At 43.5% G+C, this 19,111-nt stretch carries 16 protein-coding genes; 9 read left to right on the top strand and 7 right to left on the bottom strand.

Going from position 1 to position 19,111, the window contains the following annotated elements:
- The first annotated feature begins 108 nt into the window (after nt 1-108).
- The gene (locus tag AC2SLM_RS01915; protein ID WP_486551638.1) at nt 109-915 is read left to right on the top strand and encodes a response regulator; all 807 of its coding nucleotides are present in this window, start codon (nt 109-111) and stop codon (nt 913-915) included.
- Nucleotides 912-2,741, top strand: a complete 1,830-nt coding sequence (creC, locus tag AC2SLM_RS01910; RefSeq protein WP_486551636.1) for a two-component system sensor histidine kinase CreC — start codon at nt 912-914, stop codon at nt 2,739-2,741. The genes AC2SLM_RS01915 and creC overlap by 4 nt, the downstream gene beginning before the upstream one ends.
- Before the next feature lie 118 nt (nt 2,742-2,859).
- On the opposite strand, the gene AC2SLM_RS01905 is transcribed toward creC, so the two are convergent.
- The 3 genes from AC2SLM_RS01905 to ispF form a co-directional block, all read right to left on the bottom strand.
- Nucleotides 2,860-3,348 (bottom strand): hypothetical protein, encoded by a 489-nt coding sequence (locus AC2SLM_RS01905; protein ID WP_486543595.1) that lies wholly within the window; start codon nt 3,346-3,348, stop codon nt 2,860-2,862.
- Between the two features lie 282 nt (nt 3,349-3,630).
- Nucleotides 3,631-3,978 (bottom strand): Grx4 family monothiol glutaredoxin, encoded by a 348-nt coding sequence (gene grxD, locus AC2SLM_RS01900; RefSeq protein WP_486543863.1) that lies wholly within the window; start codon nt 3,976-3,978, stop codon nt 3,631-3,633.
- Between the two features lie 186 nt (nt 3,979-4,164).
- Complete coding sequence (gene ispF / locus AC2SLM_RS01895; protein WP_486551634.1) at nt 4,165-4,668, bottom strand: 2-C-methyl-D-erythritol 2,4-cyclodiphosphate synthase; 504 nt, start codon at nt 4,666-4,668, stop codon at nt 4,165-4,167.
- 55 nt (nt 4,669-4,723) lie between these two features.
- On the opposite strand from ispF, the gene mnmA reads away from it, so the two are divergent.
- The 3 genes from mnmA to AC2SLM_RS01880 all read left to right on the top strand — a co-directional run bounded on the left by mnmA (nt 4,724) and on the right by AC2SLM_RS01880 (nt 8,224).
- Nucleotides 4,724-5,920: a tRNA 2-thiouridine(34) synthase MnmA gene (mnmA, locus tag AC2SLM_RS01890; protein WP_486551632.1), complete on the top strand. Its 1,197-nt coding sequence runs from the start codon at nt 4,724-4,726 to the stop codon at nt 5,918-5,920.
- A 215-nt stretch (nt 5,921-6,135) separates the two neighbouring features.
- Entirely contained in the window at nt 6,136-7,539 is a 1,404-nt protein-coding gene (purB, locus tag AC2SLM_RS01885; protein WP_486551630.1) for an adenylosuccinate lyase, read from the top strand.
- A gap of 22 nt (nt 7,540-7,561) precedes the next feature.
- Nucleotides 7,562-8,224 carry a DUF2238 domain-containing protein gene (locus AC2SLM_RS01880; RefSeq protein ID WP_486551629.1) on the top strand — a complete coding sequence of 221 codons (663 nt, stop codon included), beginning with the start codon at nt 7,562-7,564 and terminating at the stop codon, nt 8,222-8,224.
- Between the two features lie 67 nt (nt 8,225-8,291).
- Here the strand turns inward: AC2SLM_RS01880 and AC2SLM_RS01875 are convergent, their stop codons facing one another.
- A complete protein-coding gene (locus tag AC2SLM_RS01875) occupies nt 8,292-8,456 on the bottom strand; it encodes an NF038104 family lipoprotein (protein WP_486551627.1) in 165 nt (54 codons plus the stop codon).
- 113 nt (nt 8,457-8,569) lie between these two features.
- On the opposite strand from AC2SLM_RS01875, the gene AC2SLM_RS01870 reads away from it, so the two are divergent.
- The gene (locus tag AC2SLM_RS01870) at nt 8,570-9,751 is read left to right on the top strand and encodes a JmjC domain-containing protein (protein WP_486551626.1); all 1,182 of its coding nucleotides are present in this window, start codon (nt 8,570-8,572) and stop codon (nt 9,749-9,751) included.
- 208 nt (nt 9,752-9,959) lie between these two features.
- Nucleotides 9,960-10,118 carry a hypothetical protein gene (locus AC2SLM_RS01865; protein WP_486543870.1) on the top strand — a complete coding sequence of 53 codons (159 nt, stop codon included), beginning with the start codon at nt 9,960-9,962 and terminating at the stop codon, nt 10,116-10,118.
- Nucleotides 10,119-10,312: 194 nt separating this feature from the next.
- Here the strand turns inward: AC2SLM_RS01865 and AC2SLM_RS01860 are convergent, their stop codons facing one another.
- The gene (locus AC2SLM_RS01860) at nt 10,313-11,125 is read right to left on the bottom strand and encodes an enoyl-ACP reductase FabI (RefSeq protein WP_486551625.1); all 813 of its coding nucleotides are present in this window, start codon (nt 11,123-11,125) and stop codon (nt 10,313-10,315) included.
- Between the two features lie 142 nt (nt 11,126-11,267).
- On the opposite strand from AC2SLM_RS01860, the gene folE reads away from it, so the two are divergent.
- Nucleotides 11,268-11,873 (top strand): GTP cyclohydrolase I FolE, encoded by a 606-nt coding sequence (gene folE / locus AC2SLM_RS01855; RefSeq protein WP_486540667.1) that lies wholly within the window; start codon nt 11,268-11,270, stop codon nt 11,871-11,873.
- A gap of 532 nt (nt 11,874-12,405) precedes the next feature.
- Here folE and fdxA read toward each other — a convergent pair.
- Nucleotides 12,406-12,729, bottom strand: coding sequence for a ferredoxin FdxA (fdxA, locus tag AC2SLM_RS01850; RefSeq protein ID WP_486551623.1), 324 nt, complete (start codon nt 12,727-12,729; stop codon nt 12,406-12,408).
- A 216-nt stretch (nt 12,730-12,945) separates the two neighbouring features.
- The gene (gene mutS / locus AC2SLM_RS01845; protein ID WP_486551622.1) at nt 12,946-15,975 is read right to left on the bottom strand and encodes a DNA mismatch repair protein MutS; all 3,030 of its coding nucleotides are present in this window, start codon (nt 15,973-15,975) and stop codon (nt 12,946-12,948) included.
- A gap of 315 nt (nt 15,976-16,290) precedes the next feature.
- Between mutS and secA the strand changes: the two genes are divergently transcribed.
- Nucleotides 16,291-19,107 (top strand): preprotein translocase subunit SecA, encoded by a 2,817-nt coding sequence (secA, locus tag AC2SLM_RS01840; RefSeq protein WP_486551621.1) that lies wholly within the window; start codon nt 16,291-16,293, stop codon nt 19,105-19,107.
- Nucleotides 19,108-19,111: the final 4 nt, after the last annotated feature.

Genomic DNA, 19,111 nt, shown 5'->3' with positions numbered 1-19,111 from the left:
CATAATCTGCTCATCGTAATCACACACCTGCCAATATGGGGTATGCTAGGATATAGAAATATTATTAACACTCTATTCTTCTTATATTTCCCCTATTTGGCCAATATTATGACTCCCTCTGCAACACATTCAGCCCCTTCTCATAGCGCTCAGCCGCATATTCTTTTGGTCGAAGACGATCCTGCCATTGCTACCTCATTAAAAGTCACTTTTAAGCGCGAGGGCTGGCAGGTTACTTGGCTCGATAACGCCACCAGTGTATTGCCAACCTTGACCGATTTTCATAATCATCAACAGCCATTATCGGGCATTATTTTGGATGTGGGCCTGCCAGATGGGGATGGCTTAAGTCTGTGTCAGAATATCCGTCATGCCGATCATATTGGCAACTTAATGCAGCTTCCCATTGTATTTCTGACTGCTCGCAGCGATGAAGTTGACCGTATTTTAGGTCTAGAGATGGGCGGTGATGATTATTGTCCAAAACCTTTTAGCCCAAGAGAGTTGGTCGCTCGTCTAAAAGCCATTTGGCGCCGAGAACAAATTACCGCGAGCAGTGTTGAAGCGCAGCCAGCCGAGACAGAAGAAGACATTACTCCGCAACAGTTTGAGCTTGATTCTGGTGTCTGGCGCTACGAGCCACTGACCTACACCTTGTATTGGAATGATCACAAGCTTGAACTGAGTAACACTGAACGCAAACTGTTATTGGCTTTATTAGCCAATCCCGACCGTGTATTTAGCCGTGAACAACTGCTCAGCGCCATTAGTGAATATCCAGATCACCGTCTAGCGCGCACTATTGATAGCCATGTGAAATCTATCCGCAAGCAGTTGGTACAAATCAATCCCTCTAATGATATTGAAATCATCCACACCCACCGCGGGCTCGGTTATGGACTGTGCGGCTCATGAGTAATGCCCTACCCGATGACGATGACGCTAATAAAATAGCCCAATCTAGTGAAAATACTGCGCATAATTGGTACGCCAAACTCCATCCCATTGGTAAAGACAATGGTACGGAGCCGCAGCAGCAACCGCCTAAGAAAATACTGAATCTAAGTTTGTTTTTTAGAATTTGGATAGCCGTTGGGGTGATCGTGATCATCTCTGGCATTGTGGTTTTTAATCAGCTGTTTAACTATGTGCGCCCGATTACCCAGCAGGTGATTGAAGATACCTTGGTCGATACCTCAAAGCTACTGGCGGCAAGTTTGCAGTCTGCGGTTGAGTCTGGAGAGATATACGACGAGCGATATCAGCAAATGCTAGACAATGCCTTTACCGACCCTAGCGATAGTAATCAAACAGCAAAGACCGTTAGTGAAAATGCGGATGCTCAACTCAATTCAAATATGACCGACGCCACTTGGTATCATCAAAAGACACACAGTAGCTTTCGTGTTTATGTTACCGATGCCAAAGGCAAAGTCATTTACGACTCTCTACCCAAGATTGATACTCAGCAAACAGCCATTTCACAAAATTCAGACACAGATACGCCTGATAGTAATGCCGAGGGAGAGGATTATTCGCGTTGGAATGATATTAATCTGACTCTAAAAGGTGAGTATGGGGCGCGTACTACCCGCAAAGACCCTAATGACTCGACCACTTCTATTATGTATGTGGCGCAGCCCATATATGACAGCAATAACAATCAAATCATTGGTGTGGTCAGCGTTGGTAAACCCACCTCAACCATTCTTCCCTACCTTGATGCCACCCGCCAGCGTATGTTAACTGCGTCGTTTATTATTAGCGTGATGGCGTTATTTATGGCAGGATTGATTGCTTGGTGGCTGCAACAAAGTACCTTATTGGTGACACGTTATACCCAAGCTTTGGCGCAAGATACCAAAAAGCCGTACTTTTATTTGGGGCGTGAACTAAATGAGTTGACCGATACAATTGAGAGCATGAAGCATCGACTGGAAAACCGTGCTTATGTAACCGATTATGTGCACACGTTAACGCACGAACTTAAAAGCCCATTGACTGCCATTCGCGCCAGCGGTGAGCTATTAGAAGAGACCGACTTAGACAGTGAAGACCGGCTAATGCTAAGCCAAACAATTACTGAGCAAAGCATCAAACTGCAATCTCTAATTGATAGGCTATTATTATTAGCAAAAATTGAGCAGCCGACCTTTAAATTAAGCAGGCAAGCAATTAATCCAGATGCCCTTTTAAAGACCTTGATTGATGGCAGTGAGATGCAGCGTCAGCATCAACACGTTGTGATTGACTATCAAAATAAGCTACAGCATCCAGAGGATACTCGCATACTTGCCGATGAGTTTTGGATGACCCAAGCGCTGCAAAATATTTTGGATAATGCGTTATATTTCGCTCATACGCAGGTCAATATGATACTCACCACTGATTATCATGGAAAAGCGCCTTATATTAAGCTTTCTATTGCCAACGATGGTGAAGCAATCCCTGAGTATGCATTAGATAAAGTATTCGACCGTTATTTTAGTTTGTCACATCAATATACCAAACCTACGACGCCATCCATGCAGCAATCGACCGCCAATCGCCAAGGCAAAAAAGGCACAGGACTGGGTTTAACCTTAGTTAAACAAGTTATTGAACGTCATGGCGGGCATGTTGATATTCATAATATAGTCTCGATTACTAACATCTCTACAGAGAATGCAGATAGCAATACTGCCGGTGTCGAGGTGACGATTCATCTGCCTATAGCGAACTTAACGCAAGTCGCAAATTAGATAGCTAAAGCGTTATCGCCAAGACAGCCAAACTAAATTGCATCCACAAAAAAGGCTCTACAGTTAATACTATAGAGCCTTTTAGTTAGGTGCTTGTTTTACAAGCTAATCCTTGCAGTTATTCCGCCTCGCTTAGTGGAATAATATGGTTTTTTTGACCACTACCGAGCATTACTTCACTGCCGATACCGTCAGGATTACCCTCTAAATATTCTTTTAGTTTGGCAATCGCCTGCTCATCACCACTGTCGATAATACGTTGCTGAATCAGTTCAACAGGCGGAATTGGCAAGTTTTTGAGTAATGACAACAGTTGGTCGTTATCGCCTTTGAGCGTTACCATCTCGATAAGCTTACGCGCATCAATAGGAAGGTCGGGCGTCGACTGTGCCATTAGCGCCAAGTGATAAGCACCAAACGTATCTTCGTCTTCTAAAACGCGTTCTTGAATCGCTTTATAAGTCTGATTGGTTGCTCCGCCTGCCACGCTGACTAAGTGAATACATCTCAGTGCTGATTGTGGCTCATTATTGATGATATCCAAAATCTCAGCAGACTGTTTTTGCATCTCTTGTTTTTTGGCAATTAATTTGGCTTCAGAGTTCATAATATCTTCCTATTTGTTGTTTTACTCTATTGTGAAAGGTTATCTAATATCTTATTAACCTAATCCGTTAACTGCTGCTTTGTCTTTTAAAAGAGTTTGCTAAGTTATTAAACCAATAGAGCTTTTGTACTTATTCTCTATATGGGGTCTATTAGAAAGTTATAAAGTTTAAATTGTATAAATTACGTTATTGATTAGTTTTATTAATCAAAATATGGCACTCAAAAAAAAGCCTCAGGGTTAGTCTGAGGCTCTTTTGTATGTTGAGCTGAATACTAACCATTAGCCGGCTGGGCTATGTTCTTCTACTAAGGTCTTTAATTCGCCTGACTGATACATCTCTAAAATAATATCAGAACCACCCATTAACTCACCGTTAATCCATAACTGTGGGAACGTTGGCCAGTTTGCAATTTTTGGTAACGTTGCACGGATATCTGGATTCTCAAGAATGTTAACAAACGCAAATGGACGACCGATTTGAGTCAATACTTCAATCGCACGTGCTGAGAAACCACACTGTGGAAATTGCGGTGTGCCTTTCATATATAAAAGCACTGGATTTTCTTTGATTTGGTTGCGAATCAACGTTTCGATGTCATTGGCTGCGTTTGGGGCTTGGTCAGTCATAATAAATCCTTCATTGGGATATCAGTTTGATAATGGCTAACTGCTTAGTTTGATTTACTATTTACGCTTATTGCTAATAATAAGGCCATAAAATCAAAATAAGTGGTTAAAATGTGTCAGATAACTCATTAATGGGGATGCAAATAAAAAAGTCAACAGTGGTGCTTTAGCAATAGAGGCTATCAGCTATTTATCGTTGCTAAGTAAAACAACAGCGCTTACCATAATACCTTCTTGACGTCCGGTAAAGCCCAGTTTTTCAGTCGTCGTCGCTTTGACGCTGATTATATCAATATCTGTCTGCAAATCCTCAGCTATATTACTGCGCATGGCCAAATTATGCTTAGCTAATTTAGGGCGCTCACACATTACTGTGATATCCGCATTCACCAGATGATAGCCTTTTTGCTTTACTAAATCATACACATGACGCAGCAGTACTCGAGAGTCAAGACCAGCGTTCTCTTCTGCAGTATCAGGAAAATGCTGTCCGATATCGCCTAAGGCCAATGCGCCCAGTAGCGCATCAGCAAGCGCATGCAGTACCACATCGCCATCAGAATGCGCCAGTAAGCTGTGCGTATGCTCGATATTCACGCCAGCTAATATGACATATTGCTGCGACTCGCCCGCTTCAAGCGGCCTGTCATAAAAGGCGTGTACGTCAATACCTTGTCCAATCCTTATCATTATTGCCTCATCAGTGTTATAATTCTCCCAAATTTTATCATAGTTTCTGACGCTTATGACGACCTCTCTCTCATCCCAAAATACCGACTATCATTTACCCGCTCTACGCCTAAGCGATGTACACAATCCGAGTCAAACTCGCGTCATTGTGGGTATGTCTGGTGGCGTGGATTCTTCTGTATCAGCAGTACTGCTGCAACAGGCCGGCTTTCAGGTAGAAGGCCTATTTATGAAAAACTGGGAAGAAGATGATGGCACCGAGTACTGCACTGCTATGGAAGACTTAGCCGATGCGCAGGCAGTGTGTGACAAGATCGGTATTACCTTACATACTGCAAACTTCGCGATGGAGTATTGGGACCGAGTGTTCGAGCATTTCTTAGCCGAATACCAATCCGGCCGTACGCCAAATCCAGATATTCTGTGTAATAAAGAAATTAAGTTCAAAGCCTTTTTGGACTACGCCGTGACCTTAGGTGCAGATTATATTGCCACCGGTCATTACACCCGCCGCAGCATTAATTATCAGCGCGAAGATGGCCTAGAAGTCGCTCATCTCATGCGTGGTCTCGATAATAATAAAGACCAAAGCTATTTCTTACATGCTGTTGGCGGTGACAAGATTGCTAAGACCTTGTTCCCTGTTGGCGAATTAGAGAAGCCTGAAGTACGCCGTATTGCTGAAGAGCATGACCTCGCAACGGCTAAAAAGAAAGATTCTACAGGTATTTGCTTTATTGGTGAGCGCCGCTTTAAGGACTTCTTGCAGCAGTACTTGCCGGCTAAGCCCGGTAATATCGTCACTGATGATGGCGTTACTATTGGCAAGCATGATGGCCTGATGTATTACACCTTAGGTCAGCGCGGCGGTATTGGCATTGGCGGCGTTAAAGACCGACCTGAAGAGCCATGGTTTGTGCTGCAAAAAGACTTGAGTAATAACGAGCTAATCGTGGGTCAAGGTCATGACCATGCTATGCTACTAAGCCAAAGCTTAACCGCTTATAAACTTGACTGGGTTGAGCGTGTCGCACCGGCCGCTATATTTAGTGAGCAAGGTCTAAAGTGTATGGCCAAAACCCGTTATCGTCAGCCTGATCAAAGCTGTACTGTATTTGTCGATAAAGAGGATGACAATAAAGTTAAGGTTATCTTTGATGAGCCGCAGCGTGCGGTTACTCCAGGTCAATCCGCTGTATTTTATATTGGTGAAGTTTGCTTAGGCGGCGGTGTGATTGAGTCGTTTGAGTAGCTTAGCTAATAACGCCAGTTTTTTAGACTTTACAAGTCACTGTGTGTAATTAGTTGCTATAATTACAAACCACGGTAATTACAAACTGTATTTCATTTAAGTTTTGCTATTTTGTCTGACTTTTGCTGCCAATCACGACATCCTTTTTTATTTATCGCTTTAAAGAATTAGCGTTTACTAAATTTATTTTTCACCCACTGAGCTAAAGGATATTTATGTCTGCCTCTTTATCTGCCTTAACCGCCCTATCTCCAATTGACGGTCGCTATGCCAGCCGTGCTGACTCATTACGCGCTCACTTATCAGAGTTTGGTCTTATTAAAGCCCGAGTTACTGTTGAGATTCGCTGGTTACAAGCCTTAGCTGATAACGACGCCATTACTGAATTGGCCAAATTTGATCACGATACCAATGCCTTTTTAGACGCCATCGTTGATAACTTTAGCGAAGACGACGCACAAGCGATTAAAGATATCGAAAAAACCACCAACCATGATGTTAAAGCGGTTGAGTACTTCATCAAAGACAAATTCCGCGGCAATGCTCAGTTAGAAGACAGCCTAGAATTTATTCACTTTGCTTGTACCTCGGAGGACATAAACAACCTATCTTATGCGTTAATGCTAAAAGACAGCCGTGACATCGTCGTTGCTAAATTGCAAGAAGTGACAGACTCTATTGTGGCACTGGCGAAAGAACACGCCAAACAGCCTATGTTGTCTCGTACCCACGGTCAGACTGCTAGCCCAACAACTTTGGGTAAAGAGATGGCCAATGTGGCTTATCGCCTAGCCCGTCAAATTAAGCAAATCAATCAAGTAGAACTATTAGGTAAAATTAACGGTGCCGTTGGTAATTACAATGCTCACCTATCTGCTTATCCAAATGTTGATTGGACAGCACATGCACAGCAATTTATCACTGAGCGCTTAGGCCTAACTTTTAACCCATACACCACTCAAATTGAGCCACACGACTATATCGCTGAGCTATTTGATGCGCTGCGCCGTTTTAACACTGTGCTAATCGATTTTAACCGTGATATCTGGCAGTACATCAGCTTAGGCTATTTCAAGCAAAAACTTAAAGACGGTGAAGTGGGTTCATCAACTATGCCGCATAAGGTTAACCCGATTGATTTTGAAAACTCTGAAGGTAACTTAGGCGTTGCAAATGCTATGCTTGCACATTTAGGCGAAAAACTGCCTATCTCTCGTATGCAGCGCGACCTATCTGACTCAACCGTTCTACGTAATATTGGTGTTGGCCTTGCTCAAGGTATGATTGCTTATGATGCATGCTTAAAAGGCGTTGGCAAACTAGAAGTCAATCCTGAGAAGCTTGATAGCGATTTAGATAATGCACAAGAAGTATTGGCAGAGCCTATCCAAACTGTGATGCGCCGCTACCGTGTAGAAAACCCATACGAGAAGCTAAAAGCCTTAACCCGTGGTCAAGCCATGACCCGTGAGAAAATGCTTGAGTTTGTCGATAGTAATGAGCTAGATGCTGTGCCAGATGCCGACAAAGCCCGCCTACGTGAGCTAACCCCTGCGACCTATATTGGTAATGCAGATGAGCAAGCATTGGCTATCGATGAGTGGATTGCCAAGCTATAAGTAATCACTTATTGCCGATAGTATGACAAAGACAGCAAGTCCTCGCTTGAATCACCCTATCGTCAATGCTTGCCTGATAGTGGTCACTTTAGTGATGCTACTGGCAAGCATTCATCCTTTAAATTGGAGCGATTATCTGCTGCATCAAGCAGGTACGGTTATTTTTATGGCGGTGCTATGGCTTTGTTATCGAAGGTGTGATAGCAGGCCTTTATCGTTTTTATTGGCCAGTGTGTTTATTATGATTCACATCATTGGGGCAAGATATTTATACTCTTACGTCCCTTATAATGATTGGACTCAGCAGCTATTTTCAATTGATTTAAATGAGGTGTTTGGTTGGCAGCGTAACATGTATGACAGGCTGGTACATTTCAGTTATGGCTTGCTATTACTTCCGCTAATGTACGATGTGTTTCGTCATTTTATGCCAAGCTTATCGCTCAAAACCTTACTACTGCTTGTGCTTCAGTTTAATCTGGCAAGCAGTGCTTTGTATGAGCTATTTGAATGGTCAATCGCCATCACCTTATCACCAGAAGCTGCTGAGGCGTATAATGGTCAGCAGGGTGATCTATGGGATGCACAAAAAGATATTGCCATCGCCTTTTTAGGCAGCATTATCAGTGCTTTGATTTATTGGTTTAAGCGTAAAACGATATCATCCGTGCTAGAAGACGGCTAGAGTCTTCAAACGAGTGGTCTACTCTTGATTGTGGCTTACCTTATTATTGTTAATTATCTCATACTGGCTAATCACCGCCTGGGATAACCGCACGAGTCACTGCTGCCGTGCCTTTTACCACGCCTTTGGTAGTTTTATAAGCCACTTTCACAGGCACAGTCACCACTTTGTGAATACATGCTTGCAAAATTATGCTACTAATAATGATGGTAATAAAGGTTAGCTTCTTCATAAATATCCTAAAATATTAAGGGATTTATCTGCACCTACAATCATAAACTATTCACGTCATTTGCTAAAGCTTTTCCTCGACACTTTTATTCATCGTATGACATGGACTTATCAATGAGCGCACTTAATTTTTGCTTACCGGATCATATTACCCCTGAACAGTTTTTGGCAGAATATTGGCAAAAAAAGCCGTTGTTAATCAAACAAGGCTTACCGCAACTTGCTGATATGTTTGAGCCTGAGGATATTTTAGGCCTCAGCTTAGATGAAGCAGCAACTGCCCGCTTGATTACTCAGCACAAAATAGACAATGATAGCGAACATAACGAGCAATGGAAACTGCAACAAAGCCCACTATCTGAAGAGATGTTTGCTGATTTACCTGAACAATGGACGGTACTGGTACAGAACTTAGAACAATGGTCACCAGAGCTTGGTCAATTATGGAATGCATTTGACTTTATTCCGCAGTGGCAGCGTGACGATATTATGGTGTCGTATGCACCTTTTGGCGGATCTGTGGGCAAGCATTATGATGACTATGATGTGTTCCTTGCTCAAGGCTATGGTCATAGACGCTGGCAACTGGGCAAATACTGCGACTTAACCACTGAGTTTATTCCAAATCAGCCGATTCGTATTTTTGATGACATGGGCGATATTATCTTTGATGAGATATTAGAGCCTGGCGACGTACTATATGTACCGCCTAAGCTGTCGCATTATGGGGTTGCTCAAGATGACTGTATAACCTTTTCATTTGGCTTTAGACGTCCGAACGTGATGCAAGTATTGGATAGTTTGGTCGATACGGCCACTACCGATGCGTCGCTTTTTGTGCCTATGTTACTTGAGCAAGCGATGCAGCCGGCAGGTCAGTTAGATAAAGCCAGTATTGACCAGATTAAAGCACAGCTACTTGAAATGCTACAGTCGCCCAAGGGAGATAAGATTATTGAGCAAGCCGTGAGTGAAGTGGTCAGTAAGCGTGAATATGAGCTGCTTATTCCAGAAGAGTCGCTAGATGCTCAACAGTTACAGCAAGCGTTATATGAAGGCGCTGTACTTCGCCCAGACTATAGTAGCCGTCTTATCTATACTCATATTGATAATGAGCTGCGCCTTTACGCGAACGGTCAATATTTGAATGATATTAGTGATTTTGAAGCCAGCTTATTAAGGCGCTTGGCAGATGGTGAGTCGTTAAGTGAAGAAGACTTATCATTAGCGGACAAATTATCTGTACAAACTGTTATGGCTTGGCTTGAAAACAGCTGGGTATGGTTAGACTTCTAATCAGGTTATTAGCACATCTTTATCTAGGCCATTTACAAATTTACGCTTATAAAATATTAGTTTACATATGTAAACACATTGAGCGATATTTCCTTCTATAATAAACTTATGATTTAGTAGAGGTGATAAGCTGCCTCTATTATGACTAAAAGGGACAACAACAAAATTAGACATCAAATAGAGCAATAATTTGTAGGAGACAGCAATCATGACAAACAAAACTGATAAAACGACCAAAATGGCACGTAACGATATTAACCAAGATCATTTAGATAAACAAGATCAGCAGCGTACTGATGACTGTGCGTTAGATATGATGAAAGGCATGCACGAGCATGAAGATCATGAAGAAGAAAAAGACAGCTAATTTGTCTTACGCACCTTTTAAACAAAAAGAAGACGCCTAATTTAGGCGTCTTCTTTTTTATTGATACCAATATATTGATATCAATTAGGGTCAGAGAAATCTAAAATAGCAACAACTCGACCGAGCGCCAGTACTACAAAAGTAGGCTTAGAGAGGTTAACACTGTAACAATTTAGTAGTTCGCTGACTATCAATTAGCTGTCTGAATCATCATCCATATTTAGTAATGCATCGCTCATGGCCACGGTATTAAAGCCGCCATCGACAAACAATATCTCACCCGTAATACCAGACGCCCAAGGTGACAATAAGAATAAGGCGGCATTGCCCACCTCTATCTGACTGACATTACGCTGTAGCGGTGCTATTTTGGCGTTAACATCGAGCATTTTACGAAATGACTTAATACCACTGGCTGCCAAGGTACGAATTGGCCCAGCAGAGATTGCATTGACTCGGATACCTTCAGGACCCAAGGACGCAGCCAGATAACGCACGCTGGCCTCCAGACTGGCTTTTGCCATACCCATAACATTATAATTAGGCAATACTGAGGTGCTGCCTTGATAGGTCAATGTCAGTAATGCGCCTTTACGTTTTGATAATAGCTCTCGTGATGCTTTTGCCAACGCGACAAAACTATAAGCAGAGATATCATGCGCAATCGCACTACCCTCACGAGTAGTGACGTCTGTAAAATCACCATTGAGCTCTTCAGCAGGTGCAAATCCAATGGCATGCACCACACCATCGATGCCATCGCTCCAATGTTCGCTGACCGTATCAAAGCAGTCTTTTATCTGCTCATCCGATGAGACGTCACAAGCGACAACCAATTCTGCACCAAATTTTTCGGCGGCCTTATCCACGCGTTTTTTCATTTTTTGGTTAGGATAAGTCAGAATTAGTGACGCCCCTTCGCGGTGTAATGCTTCTGCAATTGCCCAAGCGATTGATAATTTACTGGCAATGCCGGTCACCACAAATCGCTTTCCATGTAACAACATAGTTAAACTCCAAGATTTATTATTCTAATACGAGCATTTTCGATGAAAATTTAAAAATAATCCGCTATTTTTTGACAAAGACCTTTACAATTTATCTATAGCCGTTAAGCTATAGCATTCTTTTATTTTGCTACTGATGACTATGTGTGATTCTAATTCAAATTCGTCAAATACGCCACTAGATCCAAGGCTACCTAGCCCAGATCTTTATGCCAAACTCATCGCCTCAACCGGTGAGGATTTAAGCCGTCCAGGATTACTAGATACTCCGACCCGTGCGGCAAAGGCTTTTGGTTATCTTACCCAAGGGTATCATCAATCCTTAGAGGAAGTCACCAATCAAGCGGTATTTCCAACCGATAACTCAGAACTGGTACTAATACACAACATTGAGTTCTACTCTTTATGTGAACACCACCTATTGCCTTTCTATGGTGTGGCTCATGTTGGTTATCTGCCCGATGGCAAAGTATTGGGCCTATCTAAAGTTGCGCGTATTATAGATATGTTTGCACGCCGCTTACAGATTCAGGAGAACTTAACCGAGCAGGTTGCTGAAGCCATTATGGAGGTCACGGGTTGTCGCGGCGTCGCTGTAGTCATGGATGCCTCGCACATGTGTATGATGATGCGTGGTGTCAATAAACAGCGCTCAAGCACACGCACCACCTCTATGCTAGGCGTGTATAAAACTGACGTGCAAGCCCGTAATGAATTCTTATCGGCAGTGCCTCAGTCCAAACTGTAGATACCGTAACTGATGGTTTATGCTAAATAAACTGTGGTTCTTAGCAACTACGCATAAAAAATAGCACCTTCCTTAGGTGCTATTTTTTTGCTTTATTTATTAGGGCGTGTGGAACATTCGACCATGGCACTGGCGGCGACTATTTTTTAGTCAATATGCAGTGAAATTTTTGACGCTTAGTCATTCTAAGTTAGACAATTTCGCAATATATTGGCAAAAAAGAGTCCCGCCCCTGAGAACGGATTAAGCAAAGCACTGCTTTGCCCGTTCGCAAGGCGAGAGCTGTGCTCGAGTGAGGCTGATGCTAAAATCGCCCCAGACGTTGTTGCAAACCTAGTCAAGGTCTAGACATTAACGACGGTTTACGCCTAGTCTGAAACAATTTTAGCTATCAGCAGTGCTAATTTGCGAATGTTCCACACGCCCTAATAAAGAAACCATAAAAAAGCGACCCAATTCGGGTCGCTTTTTTAGCTAATAAGATGAACTATCTCATTTGTGCTTTAAGTTATCTATGCTTGAAGAAAGTGGCTTAACGCTCTAGATACTGAATCTTGCCTTCCACACCGTCCCACTTTTCAGCGTCAGGTAGTGGACCTTGCATTTCAATGATGTTTGGCCATTCTTCTGCAAGCTCAGCGTTTAGCTCAATAAACTCTTCTTGGCCTTTAGGCACTTCGTCTTCAGAGAAAATCGCATTTGCTGGACATTCAGGTTCACACAACGCACAGTCAATACATTCATCAGGGTGAATGACCAAGAAGTTAGGCCCTTCATAAAAGCAGTCCACAGGGCAGACTTCAACACAATCGGTGTATTTGCAGCGGATGCAATTATCAGTGACAACAAATGTCATAGCGAGCTACCTTTATAAAAGTTATCTTAGCAGTCTATGTCAGTCACTATGGCGTATGGTGCTCTTATGATAATCACTGGATAAAAATCTATTATCAGTGACCAAGAGTCCATCTCAAGCTAAGTGAAATGTGCAACCAAGATAAATTAGGAGTGAGTAATAAGATTAATTTAGGGTGCTATTTTACCCTGTTAAGGTCTATTTCACAAATTCGCATCAGTCAAGTTTTGTTGCCTGTTTTAATTCATAAATTAAATCCAGTGCTTGCTTCGGCGTAAGCTCATCAGGTTGCAGCTGCTGTAGCCTCTCTAAAAGAGCGTTAGCCTTAGCGTCTATAGGGCTAGGCGCTATATTTATAGCTGACTGCTGGGCAACTAAATCCTCTTTTTCTAAGTGAGAATTATAGTGTTCCGTCGCAGAACCAGCCTCGGTTTGTCGCTTATTTACACCGCTATCGTCAGCATTTGCATAAGCTTTATCGAATTTAGCATGATTATCATCAGTATCTAGCGATTCAAAATCGAATCCATTCTCAATGCTATCTATTGATTGGTTTAGTGGCTTGGTCAATAAAGTGTTTTGCTCGTTAAGATAATGCTGAGCGGCTTCTAAAACGCTGTCGGGGATACCGGCCATTTTTGCCACGTGCAGACCAAAGCTTGAGCTGGCAGCGCCTTGTTGAATTTTGTGCAGCAGTAATAGCTGTCCATCAATATGACTGGCTGCCACATGCACGTTGCGCAGTTGATGTCTAAGCGCGTCTTGATGGGCAAGCTCGGTCAACTCAAAATAATGGGTAGCAAATAAAGTCAGGCTACGCATAACACAAAGCTGTACTGCACAAGCATGAGCGATGGCCAGACCATCTGTGGTCGAGGTACCGCGTCCAACTTCATCCATCAGCACCAAGGAGCGATCAGTGGCTAAATTTAGAATTTGAGCGGTCTCAATCATCTCAACCATAAAGGTGGATTTACCGCCTGCCAAGTCATCGGCAGAGCCAATACGGGTAAAAATACGGTCGATATCACCGATAATGGCTTTTGAGGCAGGCACAAAGCTACCACAGCAGGCAAGCAATACAATCAAAGCTGTTTGACGCATATAAGTGGATTTACCACCCATATTCGGGCCAGTAATAAGTAAAAGTCGCTCGGGATTTTCTACCGTACCTAACTGGCAGTCATTTGCCACGAAGTGTTGAGGACTGGAGGTGCTGCCGGCTTGATGATTGGCGATTTTGGGCTGACTCATGGCTTCAACCACCAAGTGACGCCCGGCTTCGATATTAATATAACTGCTGCTGCTATCGAGAGCAGGACGCACCCAGTTATTCTCTTTGGCCAGTATTGCCCAATTAAGCAACACATCAATTTGAGCCACTGCCGCACTGAGACGCTGAAGATGGCTTAGCTGCTCGCTTAAATCGAGCAATAGCTTTTGATAGAGCGCCTTTTCAAGGGCCAGTGCATTAGTCTGCGCATCAAGATAGTTAATCTCTAAATCTTTTAGCGGCTCGGTAATAAAGCGCTCGCTGTTCTTTAAGGTTTGACGGCGGATAAAATGATCAGGTGCTTGAGCCGCTTGTCCTTTTGGCAGTTCAAAATAAAAACCGCTCACTTTATTAAAGCCAACTTTTAAGCTCGGCAATTGATGTTCATGGCGTGCGTCATTTGCCATGTCATCCAAGGTTTCTTGAATATTGTCATGCAAATGCACCAGACGATCAAAATCCTCATCAAAGCCTGTCGCAATCATACCGCCATCACGAATGTGCGCTGGTGGCTCTTCTACGATTGCAGACTCTAAAAGTGCTTTGATATCCAACAGCTCTACATGCTGTTCGGGCAGTTGACCGCTTAGCATCGGTAGCAAGCCTGAATCATCAGAATTTAGCCCCATATTTTGTAGGGAGTTTGCCAATTGCTGACTGTGATGGATACTGTCTGCTAAGCGGCGTAGGTCACGAGGCTTAGCACTGTGCAGACCAATACGACTGCTAATACGTTCAATATCAAAGATATTATGTAGCGTTTCTTGTAGTGTTATAAGGTTAGATAGCGTAGGCTGATTTACCAACCACTCAACTGCATCAAGGCGTTGTATTAAGGTGCCTTGTGATTGAGCCAAACGTAGGGGACGCTTTAATTGATTAGCGAGCAGGCGTTTACCCATAGGCGTTTGACACTGATTAACCACGGTCAATAGACTGGTGCCGGTCGGACTAACTGGCGCAAATAGCTCTAGGTTACGACTGCTGATATCATCAATAATCAGATAGTCTTCATCTCGTTCAACGATAAGCTCGGTCACTTGCGGCGTATGGCGCTGCTGCGTTTGCTGTGCATAATGAATCAGTGCTGCGCTACTGGTCTGAGCGACTATGCTATCAGCAATGCCAAGACCCTCTAATGTTTGTACATTAAATTGTCGGCATACGGTTTCGCCGGCATGCTGTGGATGAAAGTCACTGGCGGCGACACTAATCACCGGACAATACAGCTTGTCTTGTAGCCAGTGTCGCCAATCATCACTAAGGGTCTCAGAAATGATGACTTCACTTGGCGCAAAGCGGGTTAACACCGTAAGTAAGCGCTGTTTTAGGATATTTTCATAATCAGTACTCTGACTCTGCGACGCTAGCTGATTATCAGTGTTGAGCAGTGTTTGAGTGCGTAAAGTACCGGCATTGATGTCCAGTTGACTGACACCAATTTGCATGTATTTAAGCTTGTTAGCCCCTTTACCAAGCTTTAGGTCAATGGCGACCACGCTCGGTGTTTGATTGGGCGCAATGAGAGCATCATCGGTCAATGTTCCCGCAGTTAGCTTTTTAACTACTTCACGGCGCATAATGCCTTTATTGGCCGGTTTGTCTGCTTCATCATCGGCAGTAGGCTCTTCTTCGACTTGCTCACAAATCACTACAGTTTCGCCTGCCGCAATGAGACGTGCCATATAGCTTTCTGCGGCGTGAAAGGGAACCCCTGCCATGGCAATATTATTTCCGGCTTTGTCATTACCGCGGCGGGTTAGGGTGATGTCTAAGATATCAGCGGCGCGCTGTGCATCTTCAAAAAACAGCTCATAAAAGTCGCCCATACGGTATAGCAGTAATGCATGCGGATATTGAGCTTTTAAAGTGAGATATTGCACCATCATTGGCGTGTGGTCATCCAGATTATACTGGGTGCCAGCGATGTTTAAGATATTAGTATTACTTCGATTACTTGGGGTATTAGACATAGTAGACGCTTAAGCAAAGTCGCAAATAAAAATTAAAAAGAGAGGAGACAGCCGAATTCGATGTTATAAAAGAGGTTATCAAAAACCACCATTTTAACATCTATTGCCTAATAAATAATGGGGGCGCATACCTTATTGAACAACCAGAGATAGTAAACATTCATGCTGATTTTAGGAAAAAGAATAAATATATTGTGAGTGTAGAATCACTTGCCCTTGTATCTATCAATACTGTTACCATATATAATAAATAAAATTTTTTTCGGTCGGCACCTAAAGATGCCAGACTCAGTCGATAGATAGGTCCACAAAGTTATGTTGTCAAAAATAGTCGGAAGCGTTATTGGAACAAAGAACGATCGTGAGCTGAAACGTATGCGTCAGATTGTCGCAAAAGTGAATGCTCAAGAAGAGGCAGTTGCTGCGCTCACAGATGAGCAGCTTCGCGAAAAGACGGCAGAGTTTAAGCGTCGTTTCGATGAAGGCGCCAGTTTAGACTCTTTGTTGCCCGAAGCCTTTGCGGTGTGTCGTGAAGCCTCGAAGCGTGTACTGGGTATGCGCCATTATGATGTGCAGATTATCGGTGGTATCACCTTGCATGAAGGCAAAATTGCCGAGATGCGTACTGGTGAGGGTAAAACCTTAATGGCGACTCTTGCCATTTACCTAAATGCCATCAGCGGTAAAGGCGTGCACGTAGTTACTGTCAACGATTACTTAGCGGCGCGCGATGCAGAGTTAAACCGTCCATTATTTGACTTCTTAGGTTTAACGGTTGGCGTTATCTACTCGCAGCAGCCACCTCAAGAGAAGATTGAAGCCTATCAATCTGATATTACTTATGGTACTAACAACGAATACGGCTTTGATTATCTGCGCGATAACATGGTGTTTAGCCTGGCTGAGAAAAAACAGCGCCCGCTTAACTACTGTATTATTGATGAAATTGATTCTATCTTAATTGATGAGGCGCGAACGCCGCTGATTATCTCAGGTCAAGCCGATGATTCATCTGCAACTTATGCGCTGATTAATACCATTATTCCTCGATTGAACCGTTCGCAAGATGAAGAAGCTAATAAGAATAATGAAGATGGCGACTTCTGGATTGATGAGAAAAACCGCTCAATTGAGATTAGCGAAAAAGGTTACGAGAAGATTGAGTCTTTCTTAATCGAAGTGGGCGAGCTTGACGAGAATGAAAGTTTATATAGCCCAACCCGTCTGCCATTATTAGCTCATGTACAAGCAGCAATTCGTGCGCATCATATCTTTGTGAAAAACGTGCACTACATCGTTGATGATGGCGAAGTAATTATTGTTGATGAAAATACGGGCCGTACCATGCCGGGTCGCCGCTGGTCAGATGGTCTGCATCAGGCAGTTGAAGCTAAAGAGGGCGTTGAGATTCAAGCAGAAAACCAAACGCTTGCAACAACCACTTTCCAAAACTATTTCCGTCTCTATGAGAAGCTATCAGGTATGACTGGTACAGCCGATACCGAAGCGGCTGAATTTAAATCAACGTATGACATCGACGTCGTGGTTATCCCAACCCATAAGCCGATTGCACGTATTGATTTAGATGACCAGATTTTCTTAACCAAGCTTGGTAAATACAAAGGTATTATCCGCGAGATTAAAGAGATTCAGAAAAAAGGCGCACCAGTACTGGTTGGTACCGCAACCATTGAGGCCAGTGAAGAGCTGTCTTATTTGATGGATCAAGAAGGTATTAAGCACAACGTTCTAAACGCCAAACAGCACGAACGTGAAGCTGAGATTATTGCGCAGGCGGGTAGTCCACGTGCGGTGACCATCGCGACTAACATGGCCGGCCGTGGTACCGATATTATCTTGGGTGGTAACTGGCAGGCGTATATTACTGACCCTGACAATGTTAGCCCAGAGGAGATGGCGCGATTAAAAGCGGCTTGGCAGAAAAAGCATGACGAAGTCATCGCTGCTGGCGGCCTGCACATTATCGGTTCTGAGCGTCATGAGTCACGCCGTATTGATAATCAGCTGCGTGGTCGTGCCGGTCGTCAAGGTGACCCAGGTCAATCTCGATTCTTCCTATCGCTTGAAGATGACTTAATGCGTATCTTCGCCGGTGACCGCGTGGTGAATATGATGCGCGCCATGGGTCTAAAAGAAGATGAAGCGATTGAACATAAAATGGTGTCTCGCTCTATCGAGAACGCGCAAGGTAAAGTAGAAAGCCGCGACTTTGACGCGCGTAAAAACCTTCTAAAATACGATGATGTGGCAAACGAGCAGCGTAAGGTTATCTACTCACAGCGTGATGATTTGCTTGCAGAAGCGGACCTTAAAGAGGCGATTGAAGAGATGCATCGTGATGTTTATGATGCGTTAATCAGCCAGTTTGTGCCACCAGGCTCTATCGATGATCAGTGGGATATTGACGGCCTAGAAGATGAGCTTGAAAGCGAGTTCAAATACTATATGCCGATTAATGATTGGCTTGATGAAGATCGCCGCTTAGATGAAGATGGTCTGCGTGAGAAAATCATCGACACTGCAATTATGCGTTATCGTCATCGCCGCGAGCAAATGGCACCAGAGAATGCTGCACAGCTTGAGCGTCACTTTATGCTACAAAGCTTAGACCGTCACTGGAAAGAGCATTTAACCCAAATGGATCAGCTGCGTAAAGGGATTCACTTGCGTGGTTATGCTCAAAAAAATCCAGAGCAAGAGTATAAGCGTGAGTCGTTTGATTTATTCCAGATGATGCTGGGTGCTATTAAATCAGATACGGTACAAGATTTATCGCGTGTCCATATCCCGACTAAAGAAGAATTAGAGGCGATGGAAGCGGAGCGTCTGGCTCAAGCCGAACGTCAGAGAATGATGTTTGAGCACGACGAAGTCGATAGTTTGACCGGTGAGCGTCATAATTCACCAGAGGTTGATGCGCTTAACCAATCTCAGGCGAATAATAGTCCAGTAAACAACAATACACAACTGAATAACTTAGCAGCGGCACAAGCGGCAGGCGCAGCGGGAAATCAAGGTGAAAATCCTTATGCCAATATGGGTATCAGCCGTAATGCACCATGCCCATGTGGTTCTGGTCTACGCTACAAGCAGTGTCATGGCAAAATCTAGTTCT

The sequence above is a fragment of the Psychrobacter sp. CX16 genome (assembly GCF_057396245.1).
Note: the sequence above shows the minus strand (reverse complement) of the source record. Positions and strands in the feature narration are given on the sequence as shown.